The organism is Nonomuraea pusilla, from assembly GCF_900109355.1.
GTDB classification, from domain to species: Bacteria; Actinomycetota; Actinomycetes; order Streptosporangiales; family Streptosporangiaceae; genus Nonomuraea; species Nonomuraea pusilla.
The window spans coordinates 1-26,107 of sequence record NZ_FOBF01000032.1; the positions used below are offsets into that span (position 1 = coordinate 1).

23 protein-coding genes are annotated in these 26,107 nt (G+C 70.9%); 7 read left to right on the forward strand and 16 right to left on the reverse strand.

All coding sequences use genetic code 11. The features are described from left to right. Positions 1-220 precede the first annotated feature (220 nt). On the forward strand, positions 221-1,777 hold the full coding sequence (locus BMX74_RS39790; protein WP_177227506.1) for an IS4 family transposase: 1,557 nt from the start codon (positions 221-223) through the stop codon (positions 1,775-1,777). 315 nt (positions 1,778-2,092) lie between these two features. Continuing rightward, a complete protein-coding gene (locus tag BMX74_RS39795; protein ID WP_055502061.1) occupies positions 2,093-3,268 on the forward strand; it encodes an MFS transporter in 1,176 nt (391 codons plus the stop codon). 350 nt (positions 3,269-3,618) lie between these two features. Here the strand turns inward: BMX74_RS39795 and BMX74_RS39800 are convergent, their stop codons facing one another. The 4 genes from BMX74_RS39800 to BMX74_RS39815 all read right to left on the reverse strand — a co-directional run bounded on the left by BMX74_RS39800 (position 3,619) and on the right by BMX74_RS39815 (position 6,708). Continuing rightward, entirely contained in the window at positions 3,619-4,440 is an 822-nt protein-coding gene (locus BMX74_RS39800; protein WP_055502060.1) for a class I SAM-dependent methyltransferase, read from the reverse strand. After that, the gene (locus BMX74_RS39805) at positions 4,441-5,127 is read right to left on the reverse strand and encodes a TetR/AcrR family transcriptional regulator (RefSeq protein WP_091105589.1); all 687 of its coding nucleotides are present in this window, start codon (positions 5,125-5,127) and stop codon (positions 4,441-4,443) included. A gap of 309 nt (positions 5,128-5,436) precedes the next feature. Then, positions 5,437-6,195: an SDR family oxidoreductase gene (locus BMX74_RS39810; RefSeq protein ID WP_091105591.1), complete on the reverse strand. Its 759-nt coding sequence runs from the start codon at positions 6,193-6,195 to the stop codon at positions 5,437-5,439. Between the two features lie 15 nt (positions 6,196-6,210). After that, entirely contained in the window at positions 6,211-6,708 is a 498-nt protein-coding gene (locus BMX74_RS39815; RefSeq protein WP_091105592.1) for a carboxymuconolactone decarboxylase family protein, read from the reverse strand. Positions 6,709-6,917: 209 nt separating this feature from the next. On the opposite strand from BMX74_RS39815, the gene BMX74_RS39820 reads away from it, so the two are divergent. Further along, positions 6,918-7,880, forward strand: coding sequence for an RNA polymerase sigma-70 factor (locus tag BMX74_RS39820; protein ID WP_091105594.1), 963 nt, complete (start codon positions 6,918-6,920; stop codon positions 7,878-7,880). A gap of 105 nt (positions 7,881-7,985) precedes the next feature. Here the strand turns inward: BMX74_RS39820 and BMX74_RS39825 are convergent, their stop codons facing one another. Continuing rightward, positions 7,986-8,591 (reverse strand): VOC family protein, encoded by a 606-nt coding sequence (locus BMX74_RS39825; RefSeq protein WP_091105596.1) that lies wholly within the window; start codon positions 8,589-8,591, stop codon positions 7,986-7,988. 250 nt (positions 8,592-8,841) lie between these two features. Between BMX74_RS39825 and BMX74_RS39830 the strand changes: the two genes are divergently transcribed. Next, on the forward strand, positions 8,842-9,420 hold the full coding sequence (locus BMX74_RS39830; protein WP_055502055.1) for a TetR family transcriptional regulator: 579 nt from the start codon (positions 8,842-8,844) through the stop codon (positions 9,418-9,420). 70 nt (positions 9,421-9,490) lie between these two features. On the opposite strand, the gene BMX74_RS39835 is transcribed toward BMX74_RS39830, so the two are convergent. The 7 genes from BMX74_RS39835 to BMX74_RS39865 are packed head-to-tail and all read right to left on the reverse strand — an operon-like array spanning position 9,491 to position 20,266. Beyond that, positions 9,491-11,344, reverse strand: coding sequence for a DUF5107 domain-containing protein (locus BMX74_RS39835; protein ID WP_091105597.1), 1,854 nt, complete (start codon positions 11,342-11,344; stop codon positions 9,491-9,493). Further along, a complete protein-coding gene (locus tag BMX74_RS39840; protein WP_091105599.1) occupies positions 11,341-15,084 on the reverse strand; it encodes a carbohydrate-binding protein in 3,744 nt (1,247 codons plus the stop codon). The genes BMX74_RS39835 and BMX74_RS39840 overlap by 4 nt, the downstream gene beginning before the upstream one ends. Continuing rightward, positions 15,081-16,109 (reverse strand): Gfo/Idh/MocA family protein, encoded by a 1,029-nt coding sequence (locus tag BMX74_RS39845; RefSeq protein ID WP_091105600.1) that lies wholly within the window; start codon positions 16,107-16,109, stop codon positions 15,081-15,083. Before BMX74_RS39845 ends, BMX74_RS39840 begins: the two co-directional genes overlap by 4 nt. Next, positions 16,106-17,092, reverse strand: coding sequence for a Gfo/Idh/MocA family protein (locus BMX74_RS39850; RefSeq protein ID WP_177227692.1), 987 nt, complete (start codon positions 17,090-17,092; stop codon positions 16,106-16,108). The genes BMX74_RS39845 and BMX74_RS39850 overlap by 4 nt, the downstream gene beginning before the upstream one ends. Before the next feature lie 32 nt (positions 17,093-17,124). Beyond that, on the reverse strand, positions 17,125-18,012 hold the full coding sequence (locus BMX74_RS39855; RefSeq protein ID WP_055502050.1) for a carbohydrate ABC transporter permease: 888 nt from the start codon (positions 18,010-18,012) through the stop codon (positions 17,125-17,127). Next, complete coding sequence (locus BMX74_RS39860; RefSeq protein ID WP_055502049.1) at positions 18,009-18,968, reverse strand: carbohydrate ABC transporter permease; 960 nt, start codon at positions 18,966-18,968, stop codon at positions 18,009-18,011. Before BMX74_RS39860 ends, BMX74_RS39855 begins: the two co-directional genes overlap by 4 nt. Next, positions 18,968-20,266 (reverse strand): ABC transporter substrate-binding protein, encoded by a 1,299-nt coding sequence (locus BMX74_RS39865; protein WP_091105604.1) that lies wholly within the window; start codon positions 20,264-20,266, stop codon positions 18,968-18,970. Before BMX74_RS39865 ends, BMX74_RS39860 begins: the two co-directional genes overlap by 1 nt. A gap of 154 nt (positions 20,267-20,420) precedes the next feature. Here BMX74_RS39865 and BMX74_RS39870 point away from each other — a divergent pair, with 154 nt between their 5' ends. Next, a complete protein-coding gene (locus tag BMX74_RS39870) occupies positions 20,421-21,641 on the forward strand; it encodes an ROK family protein (protein ID WP_091105606.1) in 1,221 nt (406 codons plus the stop codon). Positions 21,642-21,672: 31 nt separating this feature from the next. On the opposite strand, the gene BMX74_RS39875 is transcribed toward BMX74_RS39870, so the two are convergent. The 3 genes from BMX74_RS39875 to BMX74_RS45240 form a co-directional block, all read right to left on the reverse strand. Beyond that, entirely contained in the window at positions 21,673-22,554 is an 882-nt protein-coding gene (locus tag BMX74_RS39875) for an SDR family NAD(P)-dependent oxidoreductase (RefSeq protein ID WP_055502046.1), read from the reverse strand. Then, positions 22,551-23,024 carry a MarR family winged helix-turn-helix transcriptional regulator gene (locus BMX74_RS39880; protein WP_091105607.1) on the reverse strand — a complete coding sequence of 158 codons (474 nt, stop codon included), beginning with the start codon at positions 23,022-23,024 and terminating at the stop codon, positions 22,551-22,553. Before BMX74_RS39880 ends, BMX74_RS39875 begins: the two co-directional genes overlap by 4 nt. Before the next feature lie 135 nt (positions 23,025-23,159). Then, on the reverse strand, positions 23,160-23,306 hold the full coding sequence (locus BMX74_RS45240; RefSeq protein ID WP_218154215.1) for a hypothetical protein: 147 nt from the start codon (positions 23,304-23,306) through the stop codon (positions 23,160-23,162). A 3-nt stretch (positions 23,307-23,309) separates the two neighbouring features. On the opposite strand from BMX74_RS45240, the gene BMX74_RS39885 reads away from it, so the two are divergent. After that, on the forward strand, positions 23,310-23,516 hold the full coding sequence (locus BMX74_RS39885; RefSeq protein WP_055502043.1) for a hypothetical protein: 207 nt from the start codon (positions 23,310-23,312) through the stop codon (positions 23,514-23,516). A gap of 39 nt (positions 23,517-23,555) precedes the next feature. Here the strand turns inward: BMX74_RS39885 and BMX74_RS39890 are convergent, their stop codons facing one another. Continuing rightward, complete coding sequence (locus BMX74_RS39890) at positions 23,556-25,115, reverse strand: DHA2 family efflux MFS transporter permease subunit (RefSeq protein ID WP_091105609.1); 1,560 nt, start codon at positions 25,113-25,115, stop codon at positions 23,556-23,558. A gap of 17 nt (positions 25,116-25,132) precedes the next feature. Here BMX74_RS39890 and BMX74_RS39895 point away from each other — a divergent pair, with 17 nt between their 5' ends. After that, positions 25,133-26,107, forward strand: coding sequence for an Lrp/AsnC family transcriptional regulator (locus BMX74_RS39895; protein ID WP_091105610.1), 975 nt, complete (start codon positions 25,133-25,135; stop codon positions 26,105-26,107).

The window sequence follows — 26,107 nt, forward strand, 5'->3', positions numbered from 1 at the left end:
GCCCAAGGCCAGGTAGTTAAGGTCGTCGTGGTGCTGTCAAGCACGCGAGTTCTCAGGACGTGGGAACGGAGATCCAGTAGAACGGTGATCTTCCACAACCAGCCGTCGAAGAACTGGATCTCCGTTGCTTGCCGAGTATGCCAGCTCTGCTGTTCCCCGCGCTGTCGAGACGGGCTCTTCGTCCCGCTCGGCAGCCGGGAGATTGTTCGCTCCCGGGCATTTGGGTGAGCTGACCGCGCTCGTGCCGGTCGAGCTCGTCGATGCTGTGCTGGAGGAGGCTCGCGGCGTGCAGCGTCGTCTGCGCGCTCTGCCCTCGCGTGTCGGGGTCTACTTCCTGCTGGCGATGTGTCTGTTTCCCGAGGTCGGCTACCTGCTGGTCTGGCAGAAGCTGACGGCCTCGCTGGCTGCCCTGCCGGTCGTGACGCCCACCGCCAAAGCGCTGCGTGACCTGCGCCGCAGGGTCGGCTGCGCGCCGATGCGGCGCCTGTTCGAGGTGCTGAGCGGACCGCTGGCCCAGCCCACGACGCCCGGAGTACGGTTCGGGGCCTACCGCATCGTCTCCTTCGACGGCTGCAGCTCGCTCAAGGCGCCCGACACCATCCGTAACCGGGCCTGGCTGGGCAGCCCCGGTCACGGCGGTTACCCGCTGCTGGAGCTGATGACGCTGGTGGAGACCGGAACGCGGGCCCTGATCGGCGCGGTCTTCGGTCCCACCAGCGAGGGCGAGAGCGGCTATGCCCGGCGCCTGCTGCACCTGCTGACGCCGGACATGCTGGTGTTATGGGACAAGGGCTTCGACGGCAACGCTTTCCTCGCCCAGGTCAGCGCCACCGGCGCCCAGGTGCTCGGCCGGCTGCGCAGCAACCGGCGCACCCCTATACTGGCCACCCTCACCGACGGCTCCTATCTGTCGATGATCGGTAGCTTGCAGATCCGCGTTATCGAGGCCCGCATCACGGTGACCTGCGCCGACGGCACCACCTTCACCGGCATCTACCGCCTGGTCACCACCTTGACCGATGCCCGCCGCTACCCCGCCGCCACCCTGGTCAGGCTCTACCACCAGCGCTGGGAACACGAGTCCGCCTACTACGCCCTCCGCCACACCATCATGCAAGGACGAATCCTGCGCTCGGGCGACCCGGCCGGACTGGAGCAGGAGATGTGGTCGGTGCTCACGCTCTATCAGCTGCTGCGCACCGTGATGGTCGACGCCGCCGAGTCCCGACCCGGCACCGATCCCGACCGCTGCAGCTTCTCCATCGCCCTGCATACCGCCCGCGACCTGGTCATTCAGCCGGGCGACAACCCCGGCATGGCCACCGGCTTGGTCGCAACCATCGGACGCCGTGTCCTAGCGGCGCTGCTGCCATCCCGCCGCCCGCGCGTCAGCACCCGCAAGGTCAAATCACCCACCTCCCGCTACAACGAACGGCTCGACGACGGCCGGCCCGACCACAGCCGCACCATCACTGACCTCGACATCACTCTCCTGCCACCCCCGCCCACGCTGCCCGCCGCGTCCCGGGACGAGCGACCCATGACCCCCACCGACCGCCGCAGACAACAACAGGTCCTGGCCCTCCTTCACCAAGATCCCAACCGCCCCTGGAAGGCCCGTGACATCGCCCAACACCTCGGCGAGGTCACCCTGAACACCATGTATCGGCAACTCTCGCGCTGGGCCGCCGGCCAACTCATCCGCAAAATCGGGCCAGGCGTCTACACCGCCGGGCCGATCCCCCCGGCACTCTTGCCAGCAGCTCAGAAACCTTAACTACCTGGCCTTGGGGCAGGGCCCCTCCTTGGCCCGCGCTGGTCACGGCCAACTCGCTCAGCCGCCCTTCCAGCGCCACCATCTGCTCACGCAGCTCGGCCGGCCTCTTCGGCGAGGTCGCGGGAGCCGGCGCTTCGCAGGCCGAAGGACCGAGAAGATCCGGCCAGAGTCGATCTGTCGGTGGCGACGGCCGCACGAGCACTGACGGTGCGCGAGTCATGGCGACGGTTGCGTCCGAAACGTGCCGGTGCCCGCTACTTCTTCACTGCTTGGCTGGGTGCCTTCACGCCACGCGCACCTGCCTGAACGGGAATCATGTCCACCACCACGCTCGCCCGGCCGCGCTCGCCCTTCATCAGCTGGCTCGCGGTCACCTCGCTCATGCTGGGCATCTTCGCCATCGTCACCAGCGAAATCCTGCCTATCGGCCTGCTGACCGCCATCGGCGCCGACTTCGGCATCTCCGACGGCGTCACAGGGCTGACCATGACGCTGCCCGGCATCGTCGCCGCGGTCGCCGCACCCACGGTCACACTGACCACTGCGCGCCTGGACCGCCGCCTGATGCTGTGCGTCCTCATGGCGGTGCTCGCCGTGGCCGACGTGCTGGCGGCAGTGGCGACCTCCTACTGGGTCATGCTGATCTCCCGGGTGCTCGTCGGCCTCACCATCGGCGGCTTCTGGTCGATCGGGGCCGGGCTGGCCGGCCGCCTGATGCCGCCGCACGCCGTCGGCACCGCCACCGCTGTGATCTTCTCCGCCGTGCCGCTGGGCTCCGTGCTCGGCGTACCGGCCGGCACCTTCATCGGCGACCTCGCCGGCTGGCGAACCGCCTTCCTGGTCCTGGCCGTGCTGGCCGTCCTGGTCCTGGCCGCCCTGCTGATGCTGCTGCCGCCGCTGCCCGCCCACCAGGTCACCAGCCCTCGCGTCCTGCTCGACCTGCTGCGCACCAGGGGTGCCGCCATCGCCCTGTCGGCCACCTTCCTCATCGTCTTGGCGCACTTCGGCACGTACACCTACGTCACGCCCTTCCTCCAGGACGTCACCGGCCTGCCTCCCGCAGCCGTCAGCGCCGTCCTGCTGGCGTACGGAATCGCCGGAATCGCCGGCAACTTCCTGGCAGGCAAGGCCGCCGCCACACGCCTGCGAGTCGCTTTCGCGACCTCCGGCTGCCTGATCGCGGTCAGCACCCTGCTGCTGCCCTCGGTCGGCGGCACAACCGTCGGAGCCGTGGTGTTGCTCATGGTCTGGGGCCTGGCCTACGGAGGCGTGCCCGTCTGCTCACAGGCATCGTTCATCACCGCCGCCCCTCACACGACCGAAGGCGCCACGGTCGTCTTCACCTCCTCCTTCCAGGCGACCTTCGCCCTCGGCGCTTTCCTCGGCGGCCGCGTCGTCGACGACTTCTCGGTCTCCACCGTGATGATCTGCGGCGGGCTGACCGCTCTGCTCATGGCGGTATCCCTATGGTCGCTCACCAAGCCCCGCTGAGCCGGCGCCTTGCATCCGCGCAGCCGACAGGAGCCGCAGGTAAGCCGTCCCAGCAGCCCAACCCTGGGAAACGATCAACCTGGATGGGGGAAGCGATCTTCAGGTCTTGCTTCCGTTGACGGCGCGAGCGCCGCTCGTCCCGGTAGCGGCCGTCGTCGCGGGACTCGCGGCCTTCACCATGCTCTGCCACCCCACCAACGTGGCCCCGCGCGGCGACGATACGCCGCCAAGCAGACATCCGACCCCGAATGCCGGTGGCGGCGCGGACGCCCCCGGCCGCTCTTCGGAGGTGACGCCTGGCTCGGCGGTGCAGAGGGAGACCCGCTGGGACGGAGGCTGGAAGACGGAGGCTAGAAGCGGTAGACCAGAATGGTGTTGCCCAAGCGGGACACGGCCGCGCTGGGGGCGGACATGCGGTTCATCAGGCGGAGGAACGGTGGGAACCGGTCGACCTCCGGCTCGCGCGTGCACAGGATCTCCCTGGCCAGTTTCAGCTTGGGATGCCAGCGTTCGGGCGTCTTCGGATCGTTGAAGCCGGGGAACTTGGTGACCTCCCTGATCACCTTGGCGACGGGAACGATCTTCTGCATCCGGACGGCGAAGGTGCTGTAGCCGTTGAAGGCGATCTCGCCGCTGGGGAAGTGGTCGATGATGCGTCCCACCAGGGAGATCATCTCCTGTTCCGAGAGGAACGCGATCAGGCCGTCCGCGACGGCCACCACCGGCCGGTCGGTGGGCAGGGAGTCCAGCCAGGCGCCGCCGGTCAGGTCCGCGCTGATGCCGTGGGGAGTCGCCTCGGCCGGCAGAAGGTCCTGCCTGGCTGCCATGACCTCAGGGAGGTCGATGTCGTACCAGTCGGCCGTGGGCGGCGGGGTGATGCGCAGCACCCGGCTGTCCAGCCCCGCCCCGAGGTCGAGGCCGACCCCGTCGGGGTTGCGGGCGAGGAAACGCTGCGCGACCTCGTCGAGCTTCTTGGCCCGGTGGGCGATGCTGATGACGCTGCCCGACGGGATGCGCAGCTTCTTGTAGTCGTAGTCGACCTTGCGCACGATCTCGTCGGCCATCTTGTCGCCCAGGATGGGGAGGGGCAGGCGGTTGTCGAGCGCTCTGCCGCACAGCGTCAGCCAGAGGCTGGCCTGCAACGGTGTGAAGGCCGGAACGGTAGGTGCCATCTAGTCATTCATCCCTTTCGGAGACTGTGGTGATTCCTGCGCGCCGTGCCAGACGGCCTGGGCGGCTTTCAGGATCGAGTCGTCGGCGTACATGCCGTGGGTGAAGATCTCCAGCACGGGCAGGCCGAGGCGCTGCAGGAGCCCGGGCCCGGCCTGCTCGAAGCCGAGCGTGCGGGCCAGCGGCGGCGGCGCGGTCAGCGTGGCGAGGCTGATCAGCACAGACAGCACCGCCAATGCCCGCACGTCGGAGGAGGGCCGCAGCGAGCCTTCGGCGATCCCGTCCCGCAGGATCTGCTCGGACCCGTCCACCAGGGTGTTGACGAACGTGGTGGCCGCGGGGGTGTCCTCCTCGATCGCCCGCATCATGTACCGCACGTACAGGTGGTACTCCTCCGGGTCCGACTGGTACTGACCGAACAGCGCCTGCATGCCGGCCGGGCTGGTGCCGTGAGCCCGCTCCGTCAGGATGCGCAGGACGTGGTCGTCGCACACGGCACGCAGGTTCTCCTTGCTGCCGAAGTGGTGGATGACCAGGCCGGGGCTCACCCCCGCGGTGGCCGCGATGGTCCGTACGTTCGTCTTCTGGAAGCCGTCGCGGGCGAAGTGCGCGATGGCCGCGTTACGGATCTTGGCTTGCGCGGTCAGGTCGGCCGAGGCCGCACCGCCCTCCCGGCGAGTTGAACTCATGTTCAGTATCTTAAACACATGTTCAGCTTGACGGCAATTCCTTCCAGAACGTCCGTCGTGCGACGGCGCCGCCGAGGCCCGGCACCGCGGGCGGGGCGGCAGGTTCTCCCACCCCGCCGACCCCGGGCGCGGCCCTGCCCGTGCCCGGCGGCCGGCTCACCGGAGGTGGGTGAGCGGGGCTCAGAGTTCGGCCGGCGACGCGGGCGGGGTGACGAGCGAAACAGCGCCACACCGCGCCATCGCCACGGTCATCGCCACGGTCATCGCCGCGCTCCTGCTGTGGACACGGGCAGGGTCATGCCGTACGGCTCAGGGCCGGGTGTCGAGCCACTCCTCGAAGGTGGGGCCGGCGAGCTTGGCGTGCGGGCCGGGCAGGAACCCGCCGGCGGCGGCGATCTCGGCATCGGGCATGCCGGAGCCGTCGACGCCTACGACCTCGATGCCCCGGCGGGCGCCGAGGAGCCGGGCCGCCTCCGCCATGGTCTCCTGACGAGGCCCGGCGATCTCGGGGACCGGCGTGCCCGGAGCGGGCGCCGCGGAGTCGAGGGCCAGGTCGACCAGTTCTTCGGCCACGGTGCGGCAGGCCACGAGTTGGGTGGGCAGGGCCGGGATGTAGGCGACGTCGCCCTGCTGCCACTCCAGGAGCTGGCCGACGAACTCGTGGAACTGCGCGGCCCGCAGGATGCGGACGGGGATCGGGCCGGACAGGAGGAGTTCCTCGTGCACTTTCTTGGCGGCGAGGAAACCGGCGGTGGCCTTGTCGACGCCGATGATGGACGCCATGGTGATCTGGGCGACCTCGGCCTTCTGACCGTACTCTTGCAGATTGCGGGCCGACGTGCGGAAGAACTCCGTCGCGGCGTCCTGGTCGGAGGAGTGCCAAGAGGCGACGTCGATAATGACCTCGGCCCCAGTGAGGGCCTCGGCGAGGCCCTCACCGGTGATGACGTCCACGCCGGTGGCTCGGGACATCGGCACGACCCGGTGCCCCCGCTCGGTCAGGATATCGACGACGTGGCGTCCCAGCCGCCCGGTCGCTCCCGCTACCGCGAACTTGGTGATGCTCATGCTGTGGTGCCCTTCTTACGCGTTGTAGTTCTGGCCGGGGGGCATGCCGGGGATCGGCTTGGCGATGAGAGCGGCGGGGGTGAAGAAGCCGATGTGGGCGATCGCCATGATGAGCGACCACATCGCCTGGTCGTCGTAGTGCGCGGACGCCTTGGCGTACAGCTCGTCGGGGACGCGCTCCCCGGACGGGTTCGGCGTGAGGACCGCCTCCACCAGCTCCAGCGCGACCCGTTCGGCGTCGGTGAAGGAGGTGGCGTCCCGCCAGGTGGCTACGGCGGTGATGCGCTCCTCCGATTCCCCCAACCGGCGGAGGTTGCCGGTCTCCCGGATGACGAAGTACGTGCTGCCGAGGATCTGCCCGGCGCGCAGCTGCAGCAGGGCGATGGTGGTCTGCGGGATCGCGCTGTTGCGGAGGGCCTTGTGCAGGCCTTCGCCGACCTCCGCCATCTCGGGGAGGTAGGGGAGGGGGTTGGGCATGCGCGACCGCTGGTCGGTCGTCATGGGCGTGGACATGGGGAGGACTTCCCTTCTCGCTCCGGACTGGTCGTGGTGCCGTGCGGATCGTTCGCGCGGCGTCCTGACGACCACGAGACGCCGGCGCCCCGAGCCCCGTAACAGCGCGGCCCTGTGACATGGGCCACCCGCCGTGGGTGTTACAAAGCGTTGGGGGCCGGCGTCTTGTGCGTGTGGCAGTGCTGAGAACGAACAGGCAGGAGCCGGGCATGAGCGAGCGCAGCGAACGACGTGCGGACCCGGCCGAGCCGCACGACCGTCCCGGCCGCACCGCCGCCGTGGACTCCGCCATCGTGGACTCCGCCACCGGGGCGTTCGTCGCCCACCGCAACCTGCTGTTCACCGTCGCCTACGAGATGCTCGGCTCGGCCGCCGACGCCGAGGACGTCCTGCAGGAGACGTGGCTGCGATGGGTGGACGTCGATCTCGACACCGTGCGGGAGCAGCGGGCCTACCTGGTGCGGATCGTCACCCGGCAGGCGCTGGACCGGCTGCGCGCGCTCGGCCGGCGCAAGGAGTCCTACGTCGGGCCGTGGTTGCCCGAGCCGTTGCTGACCGCGCCTGATGTGGCCGAGGACGTCGAGCTCGCCGAGAGCGTCTCGATGGCGATGCTGCTGGTGCTGGAGACGCTCCAGCCGACCGAGCGGGCGGTGTTCGTGCTGCGCGAGGTGTTCGATCTCGACTACGACGAGATCGCCGAAGCCGTCGGCAAGAGCCCGAACGCGGTCCGCCAGATCGCCTACCGGGCGCGGGCACACGTCGCCGCCCGCCGACCACGCGGCGTCGCCTCCCCGGCCGAGACCCGCGCCGCACTCCAAGCGTTCCAGCGAGCGGTCGAAACCGGTGAGCTGCAGAGCCTGCTCGACGTCCTCGCGCCGGACGTCGTCGCCCTGAGCGACGGCGGCGGAGTCAGGCACGCCCTGCTGCGGCCCGTGGTGGGGATCGACGACGTGGCTCGCCTGCTGGCCGTCGGCTGGTGGACGCGCGACGCGGAAAGGTCGGTCGAGCTGGTGCAGATCAACGGCGCGCCCGGGCTGCTCGTGCGAGTGGACGGGGAGATCGACGGAGTGGTGGCGGTGCGCGTGGAGAACGGCTACGTCACCGGCGCCTACCACGTGCGCAATCCCGACAAGCTCTCGCACGTGAAGCGGGAGACCATGGTGACCCGCTGACGGCCCGGCCGGCTCCCAGGTGTTCAAGTACGCCCTCCGGGAAGCTCGAGGGGTCGCGGTTGCGGGCGGTGTGGCGGTAGCGGAGGTCCTGCTCCCGGAACGCCCTCAGCCGTCCTGGCGGAAGATGATCGCGGCACCCAGCGCGGCGCCGGCGGGCACGAACATCTCCTCGGGGCCGGTTCTGACGGTCGGGACGTCGTTGCCGCGCAGGAGCTCTTCGGTGGCGGAGAGGTCGCGTACGGCCACCGCGTGGGCGACGAACGCCGGCAGGGCCGCCGGGCGCTCGCCGGGCAGCAGGCCGGTGAGCGCCGACGCGGCCACGACGGTGACGTCCGCCCGGTCGAAACGCGTCGCCCGGCCGTGTCGCGCCGGGCCGAAGTAGCTCTCGTAGCGGCGTTCCACCTCGGGCAACGCCGTGTCGGCCACGCACAGCACGCATCCGGCCAGCCTGGTCGCGCCGTTGGGGTGGTCGGTGTGCTGCGGCTCCTGGGCCGCGTCGACCGGTGTGTTCTCGGCGAACCCGATCCTGCCTTCCGGTACGCGTCCCGGTGACAGGCGGGGGTCGGAGATCTCCAGGTAGCGGGCAGGTTCCATCCTGGTTCCCGTGGCCGTCTCGACGGGCCGCCGGATGTCGTGGACGCCGCCGTGGCCGACGCCGCCGGCCATCAGCCGCGCGGCCACGCGGTCGATGTCGGACGTGTCGGCGATCATGATGTGCACGCCTTGGAAGCGCCGCAGGAAGGACGTGATGTTGGCCGCGGGTGGCGCGGATGGCGGCCCTCAGCCCCGGCACCTGGTCGTGGGGCACCTGCACGGGGATGGGGCGGGCGTTGCCGGGCATGCGGCCGGTGTGGCCGGCATGACGGGGCAGGCGGGGGCGGCCACGGTGAAGCCGAGAAAATGAGAGCTGACTCTCTTCTGAGAGTACCCTCTCATTTGATGGGCGAGTACAATTCGCTGCGTGGCTGACATCGGACTGCGCGAACGCAAGAAGGCCCGCACCAGGGAGACGATCCTGAGGGAGGCGTTCAGGCTCTTCCGCGAACGCGGCTACAACGTCACCACCGTCGAGCAGATAGCCGAAGCGGCCGAGATCTCCCCGGCCACCTTCTTCCGCTACTTCCCGACGAAGGAGGACCTGGTCACCCTCGACCGCTTCCCGCCGCTCGTCGAGGCGCTGGCCTCCCAGCCTCCGGGCGCCCCGGTCACCGTGCTGCGCGGCGCGTTCCGCGCGGCGTTCGCCGCCCTGTCCGCCGAGGAGATCGCCGCGGGGCACGCGCGGGAAGTGTTCGCTGCCACCGTCCCCGAGCTGCTGGTGGCCAACCTGAGGAGAAGCCCGGCCCTGATCGCCGAGGTCTGCGCCATCGTGGCGGACCGGGCTGGATGCGCCGGGGACGACCCGCGGATCCGCAACGCGGTCGGCGCCGCCTTCGGCGTGGTGGCCATGGTCTGGGCGCAGTGGGCACAGGATGCCGCCCTGGACGGCCCGGCCGAGATCGACGAGGCGCTGGCACACCTGGAGGCGGGCCTGACCTTGTGAAGGGGGTCGACGCCCCCGGACCGGCCCGGAGGCTGCAGGGCTGCGCCGCGCGGAGCCCTGCAGCCTGCGGTCATGCGGATGCGGACATGCGGAAGTCGTACCGGGGCGGGACGGGCTCGCCCGGGTGGACGGCCAGCCAGAGCCGGTCGAGGGAGACCTCTCCTTCGCGCAGGTCGTCGACGCGGATCCCCTCCGCCAGCAGGCGGCGGAGGCGGTCGTCGTCGCCGGTCGCGTGCGCCGCCCTGGCCTCGGCCAGCCGGATCCGGCCGTGGTCGCGGTACGGCAGCGCCTCGGTCAGGGCCAGTGCCGCTTCGCCCCTCCCGGCCGCGAGCAGCGCGTCGAGTGTCTCGACGGCCAGTTCCCGCAGGTCCGGGCGCAGCCGGTGCGCTTCGAGCATGAGGTCGGCCGCCTCCTGCGGCGACGAGGCGAGGAAGGCCAGGACGCGCAGCGCCCACGGGGTCCTCCGCGCGCCGGCGGACAGCTCGCAGGCCTCGCGGGCCGCGTCGTCCTCACCGTCGGCCAGGCGCATCAGGCCCAGGTGGTAGTACGCGTGCCAGTCGTCCGCGCTGTTCTCCAGCGCCTCCCGCCAGCGCCGGCCGGTGACGGGGGGCGCGGGCGGGTCGCAGACCGGCAGGCGGCCCGTGGCGCGCAACTCCTGCCAGGGCGCCTGTTCGGGGCCCGGCGGCGGGAAGCCGGCGAGCCCTTCCAGGCCGCCCCAGCCGGAGCCTTCGGCGAGCCACTCCTCGGGCGGCCCGAAAGCCGCCGCCTCCCTGAGCGCCTCGTCCAGCCGTACGGGAGGGACGAGCCGGTCCAGGGCCTCGCCGGTCGCCTCGCAGGCTTCCCGCCAGCTCCCGTGCACGACGGGCGCGTCGACGTCGAGCCGGCCGTACGCCTCGACCCAGGACCAGGTGGCGCCGCCGGGCATCGGCAGGTGCTCCAGCTGGGTCCTGGCGAGCCCCGCCTGGATCTCCAGGTACGGCGCGCCGGGGCCGGACAGCCACTCCTGCCAGTGCCGGCCGCCCGTCGTGGTCCCCCAGCAGAACAGCTTGCGGCCGCGCAGCCTGCCGGTGGAGGTCTGGACGAGCCCCGACCCGGTCTCGTCCAGGGCCGCGATCCAGCGGCGTTCCCCCTCGGGCAGGTCCAGGAAGTAGTCGGCCGCCTGGAGGGCCCGCGCCGGGTAGCTGCGGTCGGCGCCGTCCGTCCCGGGGAAGGGCACGTGCCGCAGATCGCTCACGTAGTCGAAGTGGAAGGCGCGCTCGGCCGGGCAGAGCACCCGGACCCCCGCGCTCTCCGGCACGGCGATGTTGGACCACCAGTAGACCGGTGTGACCTGGTCGGAGGGGTTGTGGAGGGAGACGTGCACGTAGAGCACCGGCGACCCGGCGGGCAACCAGGCGTCGATCCGCACGATCAGCCGCCGGAGCCGCTCGAACTCGAACATGCGCAGCACCGGTGTCCCGTCGGCCGCGGTCACCCGTACCGCGTGCAGCGGCTCGCAGGTCAGCGGCCAGTGCCCGGTCGTGCCGAGGTTCCACTCCACGCCGCCGGCGACCCAGGCGTCCCGCAGCGCGAGGTTCGCGGGCTGCAGGATCGGGTTGCGGTGCAGCAGTTCCCTGCCGCCTGGCCGGTGGACGAGGGACCACAGGCGCCCGCCGTACCCGGGCAGGAACGTCGCGGTGAGCTGGTCGTTCTCCAGGACCACCGTGGGCAGTTCCCGCTCGGTGCGCTCGCGGCCGTACCCCCACTGGCGGGTGTACGGGACGAGCGAGCGGGGCCGGCCGTAGGCCAGGTTCCGGCGCATCTCGTCGTCGACGCCGGCGCCGTCCCCGGTGGTGGCGGGCACGCCGGGCAGGATCGGCAGCATCCCGGAGACCGGGTCGGCGGCTCCTTCGATCCTGAGCCTTCCCTTGCGCAAGGAGGTCACAGCGTCACCTGCGCCGTCAGCCCGAACGACAGCACCGCGCCGCCCGGCAGGACGGGCCGCACCGTGAACGTGTGCGTCGAGCCGGGCACGAGCGAGCCGACCTCCGCCTTGGTCTTGTTCGCCTCGACGCGGGCGACCTCGGTGTCGCCGTCGAAGACGGCGTAGCCGGTCGCGATCTCGGACTTGGGCCAGGTGAGCTGCACCGACGTCGCCTTCTTCTTGACGGTGAGCTCGGCGCCGTCGGCCCACGCGCGCGCCACCTCGACGACGAAGGCGTCCACGATGGCGATACGGCCGGTGTCGGCGTAGCTCTGCCTGTTCACGACGCGGATCGTGTGCTCGCCCAGTGGCAGGCCGCTCGCCCGGAACACCCGCTGCTGCCCCTGGCGTACCGGGCCGTAGCAGTCCACCGAGGCCCGCAGCTCGCCGTCGACGTAGAGGTCGACGACGCCCATGTCGGTGTAGCGCTCGGTGAGGAAGCTGATGCCGGTTCCGGTGAAGGTGAGCTCGGCGTAGTCGCCCTTCTGGGTGGAGTAGTGCACGTCGTCGCCGTAGTCGCCGAGTCCGCGGTTCTGGTCCACGCCGAACGCGCCCGAGTACTTCACCTGCTTGTCGTCGTCGTTGACGTAGGTGAGGACCAGCGTGGGGTCGGTGACGGTCAGCGCGTAGCCGTCCGACAGGCCGTCGTAGATCGCCGTGATGGTCGCCGATCCCCAGGCGACCGCCTTGACCACGCCGTTCGCGTCGACCGTGGCCACCGACGGGTCCGAGCTGAGGTAGGTGACGCCGTCGGAGACGGGGGTGCGGCTGCCGTCGGCGTTCACGGCCTCGGTGGTGATCGTGGAGGTCTCGCCCGCCTTGAGCGCGGTGGCGCCGGTCGCGACGATCGCCTTGGTCGCGGCGGTGCCCGCGGTGACGGTGAACGCGTCGAGCAGCAGGCCCGAGCCCTCGGCGACGATCCGGAAGGTGTGCACGCCCGCGGTGAGCTTCACCCAGGTGCCGACGGTCGTGAAGTGGCCGTCGCCGCCGGTGTCCGGCACGTGCACCGGGTACCGGTCGCCGTCGACCTCGAAGCGGAAGGAGGTCGCCTGGCCGGACGCGGCGGCGAACCCGACCCGGTAGAGCCCGGTGTGCGGTGCGAGGACGTTGTCGTAACGCAGGTAGTCGCCCTCGTCGACCTTGCCGACCGCCCGCACGGGGCCGTCGGAGCCCTGGTACGTGCCGACGACGACCCCGGTGTCGGCCCCCTTCCAGGCCCATTCCTGGCCCAGGTTCCACTGCATGGTGTAGTTCTCCGCCTCGATCGCCTGCTTGGCGGCGCCCTGCAGGTCGAGACGCATCCGGTTCCACACGATGTTCGAGTGGGCCTCGGTCCACACCACCTTGATCGAACGGGTGCCGGCGGTCAGCGGGATGACGAAGTCCTCGGTCCTGATCCGGTTGACCCCGCCGGTGTCGCGCAGGCTCAGCGCGCCCGAGACGTCGGCCCCGTCGACCTCGACCCGGAACGTCAGCGGGTCGGCGTTGACGGTGGAGTACTGGAACTGCAGGAGGTAGTCGCCGCTCGCGGGGATCTCGACGTCGTCGTAGCGCAGCCAGTCGCCGGTGTCGACGATGGAGACGCCGGGGGTGCCGTCGTCGCTCGTCGTGTCCTGCGCGGCGAGCCAGACCCCCTCCTGCGCCGTGGGCTTCTCGGCCTGGATAGTGATCGACTCGGGCCGCTCGTGGGTGAACCGCATCCAGTTCATGAAGAACCAGCGGCCGTCCTCGCGGACGATCCGGATCGTGTGGCGGCCCTCGGTGAGTGCGAGGTCGCGCTCGATGGTCCGGTAGACGTTGTAGCCGCCGGAGTCAGGCACGGTGATCGGCCCCAGCGCGTCCCGGCCGTCGACCTCGACCCGGAAGCGGTTGCCCTGCTCCGACGACACGCGGAACTCCGCCCGGTAGGTCCCGCTCGCGGGCACGACGACGTTGTCGTACTCGGCCCACTCGCCGGCCTCGTCCAGGTAGAGCGAGCCGAAGCCGCCCTCGGGCGGCGCCTCGACGCCGTAGGCGCCCTTGGCCTCGGTGTAGTCCTCGTTCTCGATCTTGAACTGGGTGAGCGGCGCCGCGAGCGCCGGCGGAGGCGTGACCTCGGGCACGACCTTGATCGTGCCGATCGGGTAGACCTTGCCGGCGCCGTCCGGCATGGCCAGCTCGATGCGCGGCTTGCCGTCGGCCCCGAGCATGGCCACTCCGACGTCGTAGGTCCCGGCGGGGACGCCGGCGGGCAGCGTGAACGTCGACCGCAGCTCGCGCACGTCTCCCTTGAACCACTTCGTCTGGTCGAGCGAGTCGTCGGTGCCGCGCCACACCACCTCGCCCGTGGCGCGGTCGGTGAAGCGCACCTCCAGCGGGTACTTCCGGGGGCTGAACCCGACGCCGTTGTTGGTCCAGGTGTGGGCGAGCGTGAACCGGCCACCGGCCGCGACCTCGGAGTCGTAGCTCGCCCTCGGCATGAGGAAGCGGTAGCCGGAGTAGCGCCCGAGCGTCGTGAACCACTCGCCGTAGGCGTCTTTCATCGCCTGCCAGTGCGCGAAACTCGTGTTGTTGATGCCCTGCAGGTTCGAGTGGTAGGCCTCCAGCGCGTTCTTGACCACGAGCCGCGGGTTGTTCAGCATGATCCCGCTGTCCCAGCCCGCCCCCTCCGAGACCTGGATGAGGTCACGGCGGAGCTTGCGGTTGATCCACACGTTCTCGCTGCCGGTCCCGTAGTGCATCCACGGGAACGCGCTGTTCACGGTGTCGGACCGCAGGCCCCAGTTCTCGTTGCGGGCGGCCTGGTCGTAGCCGAAGGCGACGTACCGCTTGGCCTGGGTGTCGGCGTCGGGGTCGGACGCGACCACGTCCGCGCCGGGGTTCGGCATCATGACCATCGTCTGGGTGAAGGCGTCGGCGTAGATGTCGATGATCGCGCGTAGCGTCGCCGAGCGGGTGGCGTTGTCGGGCCACGGGAAGTTCATCGCGTCGTTCCAGCCGGACCACTCGCCGAACAGCGCGAAGGCGCGCAGGTCGACCCAGGCCATCCCCGGGTTCTTGTCGTAGCGGGCCGCGAAGGCGCCGACCGCCTCCTTGAGCTCGGCGAGGTAGATCGGGTCGTGGTAGATCGGCTGCCGCGACTTGTAGACGGTGTTGTACGGCGCGAGCCGGAATTTCGCGCCGAGCTTGTCGAAGAGCCAGGCGGGCGGGTACTCGTAGGCGAAGACGCTCGGGTCGTTCTCGATGTCGGGCGCCTCCGACATGAGGAGCTGGAACTCGACGGTCTTGCCCTGCTCGACGATGCGCTTCATGAACGCGTCCAGGCGGTCCCAGGTGAAGGCGTCGTCGTCGGGCTCGAAGTCGGCCCACGCGATCTGCAGCCGCACGATGTCCGCCTCGTCCGGGATCTTCTCCTTGCCCTCGATGAACGCCGTGATCGCGGGGTCGTCGGTGAAGACCCAGCCGCGTTCGCCCGCGGGCTTGGGCGAGTTGATGTCGAAGGCGGTGCCGGTGTACGGGTTGCCGTGCAGCACCTCGTGGGTGTCGGTGAAGGTCACCGTCGTGCGGGGGCTCGCGGTCTCGGCGACGGCCCCGGCGGCGGCCCGGGTGGAGGCCTGGGCGGCGGTCTGGGTGGAGGCCTGGGCGGCGGCGTGACCGGGCAGGACGGTCAGGGCCGCGGTGACCGCGACGGACAGGGCCATGCCGAGCAGGCGGCGGCTCATCGGCTCTCCATCTCAAGGCGCACGGGCGCCGTCTCGGTCACCGATCGGTACGCGGCCTCGACGAGCGCGACGGTGCGGTAGCCCGCGACAGCGTCAGGCTGGCGGGCCTCCCCGGTGCGCACCGCGTCGAGGAAGGCGCGGATCAGCAGGTCGTCGAGCGGCGCGCCGTAGCCGGACGCGACCGCGCCGCGGCTGTTCCAGCCGGTGAGGACGCCGGCGAAGGGCGCGATCTCGGCCACGCCCTCGGTGCCGACGACGGTCAGCGTGACCAGGTCGCCGGCGTTGGGCCGGCCGGGCGGGCGCGACCAGGAGCAGTCGATCGAGGCGATGGCGCCGTCGCGGTAACGCAGCGAGACGAGCCCGGCCGTCTCGACCGGCACGGCGGCGCCGTTCTGGCCGGGGTTCGGGATCGCGTTGGCGATGGCGTACACCTCGACGGGGTCCTCGTCCAGGAGGTCGGCGAGCAGGTCGGCCACGTGCACGACGTGGTCGGTCAGCGCGCCTCCGCCGCTGCGTGCCGGATCGACGAACCAGTCCCGGGTGGTGGGCACGCCGCCGCAGTTCGTGGCCGCGATGGAGATGATCCGGCCGAGGTCGCCGCGCCGTACCGCCGTGCGCAGTTCGGCGTAGGCGGGGGCGAACCTGACGGGGAACGCCGTCATCAGCACGGTGCCCGCGGCGCGGGCGGCGGCGAGCATCTGGGCCGCGTCGGCGAGCGACGTCGCCAGCGGCTTCTCGCACAGCACGTGCACGCCCTCGGCCGCGGCGCGTGACGCGAGCTCGCGGTGCCTGACGTTCTCGGCGCAGATCACCACACCGTCCGGCCGCCACGCCCAGAGGTCTTCCTCGGTCTCGACGTAGCCGACGCCGAGCGTGCGGGCGAGCTCGGGGCCGCCGAGCTCCCCGGCGGGGCGGTCGGCATGGCCGGCGTCGCACGCCATGATCTCGACGTCGCCGGCACGGCGCAGCGCGGCGGCGTACTCGGTCGCGTGCAGGTGGGCGAACGAGAGGATTCCGATCCTCATGCGGCAGAAACCTCTTCCTTGGCGGGCTGAAGGTCGACGGGCAGGCCGGTGGCGGCCGAGCGGGCCACGGCGTCGGCGATGCGCATGGCCTCGAGGCCGTCGAGGGCGGTGACCCTGGGCGCGGCGCCGGTCGCGATGGAGTGGACGAAATCCGCCAGCTCGGCGCGGTAGGGGCTGGTGAGAGGGGAGAAGTCGGGCAGGAGGTCCGCGCCGGGCTCGGCGTGGCCTTGGTAGCGGAAGGCGCGGCGCTCGGCGGAGTCGCCGTGCAGGACGCCGTCGGAGCCCGCGACCTCGAACTGCGTCCGGAACTCGATCGGGGCGGTGGTCCAGGTCGCGGTGAGCACCGAGATCGCGCCCCCGGCGTGCGTCAGGAACGCCTGCGTGCTCTGGCTGCCGCCCACGACGTTCGTGCGGGCGAACACCCGCTCGACGTCGCCGCCGATCCAGCGGGCGACGTCGATGTCGTGGATCATGAGATCGAGGAGCACGCCGCCCGAGCGGTGCTCGTCGAGGTACCAGCCGCTCTGCGGGCTGCGTCCCTGCCGGGTGTGGCGTTGCACGCCGACCCGGCCCACGTCGCCGCGCGCCACCGCGCGCCACAGTTCCTCGTACTCGGCGAAGTACCGTACGACGTGGGCGGGGAAGAGCGGCACCCCGGCCGCGGCGAACCGCGCGACGAGATCCTCCGCCTCCCCGAGGGTGCGGGTCAGGGGTTTCTCGCACACGGTCGGGAGGCCGTGCTCAAGGGCGGCGAGCGCCAGTTCGCGGTGGGTGTGCGTGGGCGTGCAGATGTCGACGACGTCGGCCGCGCCGAACAGCGCCTCCAGGCCGGCCACGGGCCGCCCGCCGCCGTGCCGGGCGATGAGTTGCTCCGCGTCGTCGGCGACGGAGAAGACCACGACGTCGTAGCCGAGGTCGAGCCAGGCCGGTAGATGCGCGTTGGCGATGCCGCCCGCGCCGATGAGTCCGACCGTTCCGTGCATGTGGTGACCATCCGTTTCCGCGTGATTGTCAGTCATTTGCCGATGCCTTGCGTCATGCCGTTGACGATGCGGCGGCCGAACCAGAGGTAGATCACGATCATCGGGAGCACGACGATGACGACGCCGGCGAAGAGCCCGCCCCAGTTCGAGGTGTATTGCATGTTGGAGTAGAAGTTGAGCAGCGCGACGTTCAGTGTCTGCATGCGCTGGTTCGGCACCAGCATCAGCACGATCACGGTCTCGTTCCACAGGGTCAGCACGTTCAGCACGGCCACGGTCGTGATGCCGGGCCTGGCGAGCGGGGCCATGATCTGCCAGAACGTCCTGAACGGCGTCGCGCCGTCCAGGGCCGCGGCCTCTTCCAGCTCGCCGGGCAGCGACCGGAAGTAGCCGATGAGCACGAAGACGCTGAACGGCAGGCTCAGCACGACGTAGAAGAGCGCGACGGTGACGCGCGGGTCCCAGGCCCCCGTGATCCAGTCGATCATGAACCTCGACAGGCCGACGCTGATGAGCACCATCGGCACGGCGAACGCCTGGAACGGGATGCTCATGCCGACGGCGAAGAAGGTCGCGACCGGCCCGCTCGACCGTCCGCCCAGCCTGGCCACCGCGTACGCGGCCGGGACGCTGAGGCCCATGATGAGCGCGACCGAGACGGTCACCAGGATCACCGAGTTGAGGGTGGCGGCCCCGAGGCCCGAGGTCGACCAGGCGGTGGCGAAGTTCTCCCACATCCAGGTGTCGGGCAGTCCCACGGGGTTGGCGAAGATCGACCGCGAGGTCTTGACCGAGTTGAGCATGACCCAGAGGACCATGGCGAGGTTGAAGAGCACCCAGAGCCAGAGACCGGCCCTGATGAGGACGATCAGTGAGGCGCCGAAGACCTCGGCCGGGCGGTGGCGGGCGGAGCCGGTCATGACCACTCCAGCCGGTCGCGCCGCTGGATGCGGCGGGACAGCACGATCAGCACGACGGTGATGGCCGTCATGACCACTCCGATGGCGGCCGCCTGGCCGAGCTGGGCCATGCCGCCGATGCGTCCGCCCGTGACCCGCAGGTACTGCTCGACGGCGAGGGTCCTGGCCTCAGGGGGAGGGGTGCCCGCCGTGCCGACGAAGGCGATGACGATCTCGAAGGTCTTGATCCCGGCGATGGCCCACAGGGCCGCGGCGGTCGCGATCATGTCTCGGGTCAGCGGGAGGGTGACGTACCTGAACTGCTGGATCAGGCCGGCGCCTTCGATGCGGGCCACCTCGTACAGGCTCGGGGGGATCCCGTCGACCGCGGACATCACCAGGACGACGTAGAAGCCGGCGGCGCTCCACACGACCCCGGCCATGATCACCCGGAAGATGAGCTCGGGCCCGAGCCAGGGCTGGCGCAGCGCGTCCAGGCCGGCCAGCCCGAGGACGGTGTTCACCATGCCCTTCGGGTTGAACAGGAACGAGACCGCGAGACCGACGGCGATCGGTGAGATCATGAACGGCAGGAAGACGGCCGACCGGATGAAGGCGCCGGCGCGAGCGGTGCGCAGCGCGACCATCGCGGCGACCGCGATGAGGAAGAGCGCCACCCCGACGACCAGCGTCAGCAGGACGGTGTTCAGGAACGACGACAGGAACATGCGGCTCGACAGGAGTTCGGCGTAGTTGGCGACGCCGACCCAGGAGAACTCGGTGCCCAGCCCCGACCACTCGGCGAAACTGAGGACGACGCCGAAGATCGACGGCACGACGAAGAAGAGCAGGTAGGCGATCAGTGCCGGCAGCAGCAGCGGGAGGTACAGCCGGCGGCGCTCGACGTGCAGCGCGCCGCCGTCGGCCGTCGCCCGACCTCGGCGTGCCGCGGGCCGCGCCACGGTGTCCGCGACCACTACTCGCCCAGCTCGGCGGTCTGCGCCTTGCCCTCGGCCAGGAACTTCCCGGCGTCGATCGACCCGCCGACGAGCTTGTCGTCGAGCGGGAGGAAGACGTCGTTGAACCACTTGGGCGCCACGGTGGCGACGCCGTCGAAGTCGAGGCTGACCGCCGTCGCGGTGCGGATCGACTCCTGGATCGAGGTGAGCGCCTCGGGGGCCGGGGAGTCGGTGCGCGAGGGGATGTTGTCGGCGTCGGTCGCGATCCGGTCGATGTACTTCTTCTGCATCGCGAACGCCAGGAACGAGGTGACCGCCTGCTGGCTCTTCGACTTCGGGTTCACGCCCCAGCCGAGCGCGCCGATCGTGACCGCCGAGCCCTTCGAGGCGTCCACCGGCGGCAGCGCGATGATGCGCGCCTTGACCGCCGGAGTGCGGAGCGAGGCGGTCTCGCTGCCGAGCCAGGTGCCGTTCAGGTTGAAGGTGTGGTCGCCGGCCGCCCACGCGTTCTGCGCGTCGGGGAACTTCGTGGCCATGTAGTCGGGCTGGAAGAGCCCGGCCTTGACGAGCGTCTCGAGCGCGGTCACGGCCCGCTTCACCTCGGGACGGTCCCAGGCGGCGGGGTCCTCGGCGAGCTGACGCAGCGCGCCGGGGCCCGCCGTCGAGAGCAGCAGTTGGTAGAGCCAGAAGGCGTTGTAGGAGTTGACGGTGCCGTCGAGCGCGATCGGCCGGCGGCCCGCGGCCTTCTCCTTGCCCGCGACGGCCAGGAAGTCCTCGAAGGTCTTGGGCGGGGTGGTGGCGAAGTCGGGGTAGCGGGCGGCGTCGTACCAGAGCCCCACGGAGAAGACGCTGTGGGGCACGAACCCGTACCCCTTGTCGTCGCTGATCGCCTTCAGCACGCTCTTGGGCAGGACCTCCTCGATCGTGGCGTTCTCGCCGGGGATCTTGGCCTTGAAGACGGCGGACATGTCGCCGAGCGCGCCCGCGGCGCGGAACTCGGCGGTGTGGTCGATCGCCGTGTCGAAGAAGTCGGGCCCCTCGCCGGTCGCGATGGCGTTCTTGATCTGCTCTTCCTGGGCCTTGCCGAGCCACTGCACGTCGACCTTGACCCCGGTCTGCTTGGCGTAGTCGGCGATGATGCTCTCGAAGAGGGTGGCCTGCGGGGTGCCCTTGGCCCACTTCCCCCAGTAGACCAGGGGTTTCGCGTTCGGGCCGGACGAGGCGTCGGAGGACTGGCCACCTTGGATCCTCGTGCCGCACGCGCTGAGGACGAGGAGCGCGCTCACGACGGCCGTCACGCGGATGCTCTTGCGCATTGCTGTTCCGTTCTTGGGGCAGGCGTCCACGGAGGGCCGTGAGACGCGAGGGGGGCTGCGATGCGCAATAATAAAGCCAGTTTCTGTATTAATGGAAGAGATGTGACGGCACTCCGCGCGTCACCCGACGCCGGCGGCAACGAGAGGGTTGTGGATGAGTGTGCTGATCGGACGTGAAAAGAGCCCGCTGCGCCGCGCAGGAGACCAGTCGCGGCTACGGCGTCTGAACTCCCTGGCCGTGATCGAGGCGATCCGGCAGGAGCCGCTCACCATTCCGATGATCGCCCAGGCCACGGGGCTCTCCAAGACCGCCGCCGACTCCGTCGTCGCCAACCTCGTCACGCTCGGCTGGGCCGCCCCGGTCGAGCCGCTGGCCCCGACCGGCGCCGGCCGGCCCGCCAGCCGCTACCGCTTCCGCGCCGAGGCCGCGGTCGTCATCGGCATCGACATCGGCCTGCACACCACCAGGGCCGAGATCGCCGACCTGAACGGCGAGGTGCTGACCGCGGGGTCGGTCGCCTCGTCCGTCTCCGAGACCCCCGGCGACCTCGTCGCCGCCGCGGTGAAGGTCGTCGATGGGCTGCTCGCCGAGCAGGGCAGGAAGCGGGCCGAGGTGTGGGCGGCGGGCGTGGCCGTGCCCGCCGTGGTCTACCAGGACGTCATCACCAAGGGGGCGGAAGGCTGGGCCGGCTTCAGCGTGCGTGCCGCGCTGGAACCGCACTTCGAGTGCCCGATCGCGGTGGAGAACGACTCGAACCTCGCCGCGTTCGCCGAGGCGTGGAAGGGCAGCGCCACCGACGCGACCTCGGTGGTCTACGTGCACTCGGGCAACCGCACGGGAGCGGGGCTCGTCCTGAACGGCATGGTCGTGCGCGGCGCGAACGGCGCCGCCGGCGAGATCGGCGCGCTGCCCCACCTCGGGTGGGAGCACGCCCAGGAGTTCCTGCACGACGTGCGGCTCGCCGACGGGCGGCGGCTCAACCGCGAGGAGGTGTTCGCCGCCGCGGCCGACGGCGAGGCGCCGGCCGTGCAGGCGGTCGACCGGTTCAGCAGGGAGATCGCGATCGGCATCGCCGCGCTCGTGCTCGCGATCGACCCCGAGATCGTGGTGGTCGGAGGCGGCAACGCGCGCGCCGGCGACACCTTCCTGGAGCCGCTCCGCCGGCACGTCGAAGCCCTGTGCACGGTACGGCCGGCGCCACCGATCGTGCCCTCGACGCTGAAGGAACGCGGGTCGATCACCGGCGCGGCCGGGCTCGCCGCCAACACCGTCCTGGAACAGCTGTACGCGGCGGCCTCCGGCGGGCAGACCCTCTCCAGCACCGACGTCCCGCCGTGGCGCTGGAACGCGGCGGCGAGCGGGGCGCGCTCGTAGTTCGCGGGGTGTGCCGGAGGGCCGGACGGTCTCACCTCGTGAGGGGCGCCACCCCGAGGAGGGCCGCGGTCCTGGTGTAGACGGCGCCGGCGAGGGTGTCGTTCAGAGCCAGGCGCGAAGGGGTGTCCGGCTGGGACTCGCTGAAGAAGCCGCCACTGGGGCGTGGCGCCGGCGAGGCGGTGGCGAGCCAGACAGGGGTCCGCACCCCTTCGTCCGGGGTGACGGCGAACGGTCGGAACAGCGGGGCGGTCAGCCGCATCAGCCCGCCGGCGTTGCTGTTCATCGCGGTGCCCTTCACCATGCCGGGATTGGCGTTGTAAACGCTCATGCCGTCGGGCAGGCGGTGTGCGAGCTCTCGCGCCGCCAGGAGGCTGACGAGCTTGCTCGTCGCGTAGACGTTGATCTGGTTGTAGAAACGGTCGCCCCACGATGTCCCGGCGACGTCCGGATCGGCGGCGTCGAGCCTGCCGCGCTTCTCCACGAACGACGACATGTTGATGATCCGCGCCTGGGGTGCGAGCGCTCCTTCGGCCAGCAAGGCGTGAGTGAGCAGGAACGGAGCGTGGTGGTTGAGCGCGTAGGTGCGTTCCGCGCCGTCCGCCGTCTGCTCGTAGCGGGGGAAGGCTGCCCCTGCGTTGTTGACGAGGACGTCCACGGGGCGGCTGCCGGCGGCCAGTTCCGCGGCCAGTGCCCGCACCTGCGACCACTGTTCCAGATCGGCGGTGAACGTCCTCGGCGGCACTGCTTCACGGTCCGAGGAGCGCGGGCCGCGCAGGCGTTCCGCGGCGTGCCGGGTGCGCGTCGCGTCCCGGCCGACGAGGACGACGCCGTGCCCCGCCTCGACCAGGTGGCGTGCCATCACCAGGCCCAGGCCGGAGGCTCCGCCCGTGATGACCACGGTCTTGCTGCTCATCGCCGTTCCCCTTCCGGGATGGCCACGACGTCGGCGGCCTCGTCTGCCGAGTGGGTGCCGTCGATCGCCTGACGGAGAAGCTCGTGCAGGCGCAGCCTGCTCTCGTGGTCGAGGCGGGCGAAGGGCGAGCGCTCGGTGGTGTGCTGGATGACGCGATCACGCAGCGCGCATCCCTCGGGGGTGAGCTGGATGACTTTCACGCGGCGGTCGGTGGGGTGGGGCACCCGGCGGACCAGGCCGCGTCTCTCCAGCCGGTCGATCATCGAGGTGGCGGTCGAGGCGTCGCACTGCAGGCGGTCGGCCAGCCGGCGCGCGGTCATCTCCGGCCCGCGGCTCAGCCTCCACAGCGCATCCGTCTGAGTGTCGGTCAGCCCCGCTTCCCGGGCCAGCTCCTTGAGCTCGGCGTGCACCTGGGCACGGATCGCGAACAGGCAGTCGTGGAGCTGCTCGTTCAGCTGCTGATCATCCATGGCCGCCAATATACGTGGAACTTCCAGTCATTGGAAAATCCAACATTCTCCGGCGGCGGGTGGCGGGCGGGCGGCCTCTCGTCTGGGCGGCTGATCAGATGGACAGCCCCAGGTTCATGCCGCCGGTGGCGTCGATCACGCGGCCCATGATCCAGCGCGCGTCGTCCGATCCACGTCGTCGCCCAGCGCCGACCGCCAGGCCCTGATCGTCGCCGACAACGTCGACAGCGGGCGGCAGATCAGGCCGCTGCTGCCCGGCCGCGCGGGACGACCCTCAGCCATGGCGTGACCTCGCTGTTCTCCGTCGCGAGCGCGGCCGCTCTGATCGGCGTGGACCTCGACATGGCGCATGAGGCTCTCTCACGGCTGTCCGACATGGGCCTTCTGCTGCCGGTGGGGACGCGGGCCCCGATCAGGTCGCACGTCAAGCTGCTCGAACTGGTGCGGCAGTTCGTCCTGGAACAGTCGCAGGAGTACGGGCCGGCCGGCTGACGGCGGCCGGGCAGCGGTACCGTACGACGCCGCATGACGTCACTTGGCCGAAGCCGCGGGAACCGGCTCGGCCGGGGCGACGGCCGGCGGCTTGCGGATGAACGACACCGCCAGCACGAAGCCCACGGCCGCGACCACCGCGGAGACCACGTACACCCGGCTCAGGCCGCTCGCCCCGGCCTGGACCAGCTCGATAGGGCGCACGCCCTTCGCGACGCTCTCCACGCTCGCGCCGATCCCGCCCCCGCCCCAGGCCCCGGAGCCCGCCTGGAAGACCAGGCCGAGCACCGCCACGCCGAGAGACTGCCCGAGCTGGCGGAAGGAGGCCATGGTCCCCGAGCCCATCCCGGCCCGCTCGGGCGGCACCGAGGCGAGCACGGCCGCGCCGCCGGCGGGGATGCCGATGCCCACGCCCGCGCCGATGATCGCCAGGCCGGGCAGCAGCGCCTGCCAGCCGGAGTCGGGCCGCAGCATGAGCGACACCAGGGCGGAGCCCACGGCGAGGAGGAACAGGCTGAGCCCGATCGTCACCCGGGGCGAGACCTTGTGCAGCACCCGGCCCACGAACGTCGAGACCAGGAACGACGTGACCGCCAGCGGCAGCAGCACCGCGCCCGACTGCAGCGGTGACAGGCCGAGCAGCGACTGCAGCCAGACCGAGGTGAACACCAGGCAGGCGAAGGCCCAGGCCGACGCAGTGACGCAGAACATCAGGCTGCTGAAGGACCGGCTGCGGAACAGGCCGAGGTCCAGCATGGGCTGCCGGCGGCGGCGTTCGATGAGGACGAAGGCCACCAGCGCGACGGCCGACGCCGCGAGCAGGACGATCACCTGTGCCCGGGCGAAGCCCTCGTCCCCGGCCGAGATCAGCGCGTACGTGAGCAGCCCCGAGCAGACTCCGAAGGCCAGGATTCCCGGCCCGTCGACGGTGGCGCCCGCCCGGCGCGGCGTGGCGGTCACGAACGCGAGCGTCAGTGCCAGCGTGACGAGGCTGAGCGGCAGGTTGATGAAGAAGATCGCGCGCCAGCCCAGGTACTGGATGAGGAGTCCGCCGAAGACGGGGCCGACGGCCGCCGCCGCGCCGACGACGGCGCTCCACACGCCGATCGCCACGCCGCGCGCCTTGTCGCTGTAATGGGTGCCCAGCAGCGCGACGCTGGTGACGAACATGGCCGCGCCGCCGATCCCCTGCACGCCTCGCGCGGCGATGAGCACGCTCTCGTTCGCGGCCAGTCCGCAGGCCAGCGAGGCGAGGGCGAACAGCGCGACCGAGCCGGCGTAGACGGCGCGGTGCCCGAACAGGTCGCCGATGGAGCCCGCGCTCAGGGTCAGCACGCCGAGCGCGAGCGTGTAGATGTTCATGACCCACTGCATCGCGCCGAGCGAGGCGTGGACGTCGCCCGCTATGTCGGGCAGTGCCACGGTGACCACCGTCGTGTCGACGATCAACATGAACGAACCGAGGCAGACCGCCGTGAGTGGCCACCACCTGCGCATTGCCGATGCCTCCCAGATCTCGTGAGTCGGTGCCGTCACGATCCTCGGGGCGGGCCGCTCACTCCCGTCAGTCACCGGAGAGATATCGTCGTTATCCTGCATCGGGCTAGGGTTCCCGCATGGAATCCATCATCCTCGACGAGCTCGACCGCAAGCTCGCGCATGCCCTGGAGATCGACGGCAGGGCCTCGTTCAGCCGGATCGGCCAGGTGCTCGGCGTGTCCGAGACGACGGTCGCCCGCCGGTACCGGCGCCTGCGCTCGTCCGGGGTGCTTCGGGTGGTGGGTGCCGTCAACGGCGTGGCACTCGGCTACATGTCGTGGACCATCCGCCTGCGCTGCACGCCCGACGCGGCCACGTCCATCGCGACCGCGCTGGCCCGCCGCCCCGACACCTACTGGGTGCACGTGATGTCCGGCGGCACGGAGATCTCCTGCTTCGTCCAGCTGCGCACGGAGGGTGAACGTGACACGCTCCTGCTGGAGAAGCTGCCGCGCACCCACTGGGTGCTCGGCGTGAGCGCGCACGCGATGCTGCACGGGTTCATGCGGCCGGGAAACTGGTCCGGCGGCGACCGCCTGTCCCCGGACCAGGTCGAGCAGCTCCGCCCGCCCGCCCCCGAGCCGGCCCCCGAACCCGACGGTGTCACGCTGGGGCCCGCCGACGAGCGCCTGCTCGCGGCGCTGTCCGTGGACGGGCGCACCGGTCTGGTCGAACTGGCGGCGGCGAGCGGGCTGCAGGAGCCCGCGGTGCGCCGTCGCCTGGCCCGTCTCAGCCGGGCGGGCGTCCTGGCCTACACCGTGGACATCGCTCCGGCCGCGCTCGGCCACAAGGCGGAGGCGCGGCTGTGGATGTCGGTGCGCCCGTCCCAGCTCGTGCCCGTGGCCGAGACGCTGGCCCAGCACCCCGAAGCCGGCTTCGTGGCGGTCACGACCGGCCCCACGAATCTCGTCGCCGCCGTGACCTGCCGCGACAACCGCGCCTTCTACCGGTACCTGGTCGAGCGGATCGGCGTCCTCGACGCGATCACCTCGCTGGAGACGGCCCCGGTGATGCGTACGGTGAAGCGCAGCGGAGCCTTCCTGCCGATCTGA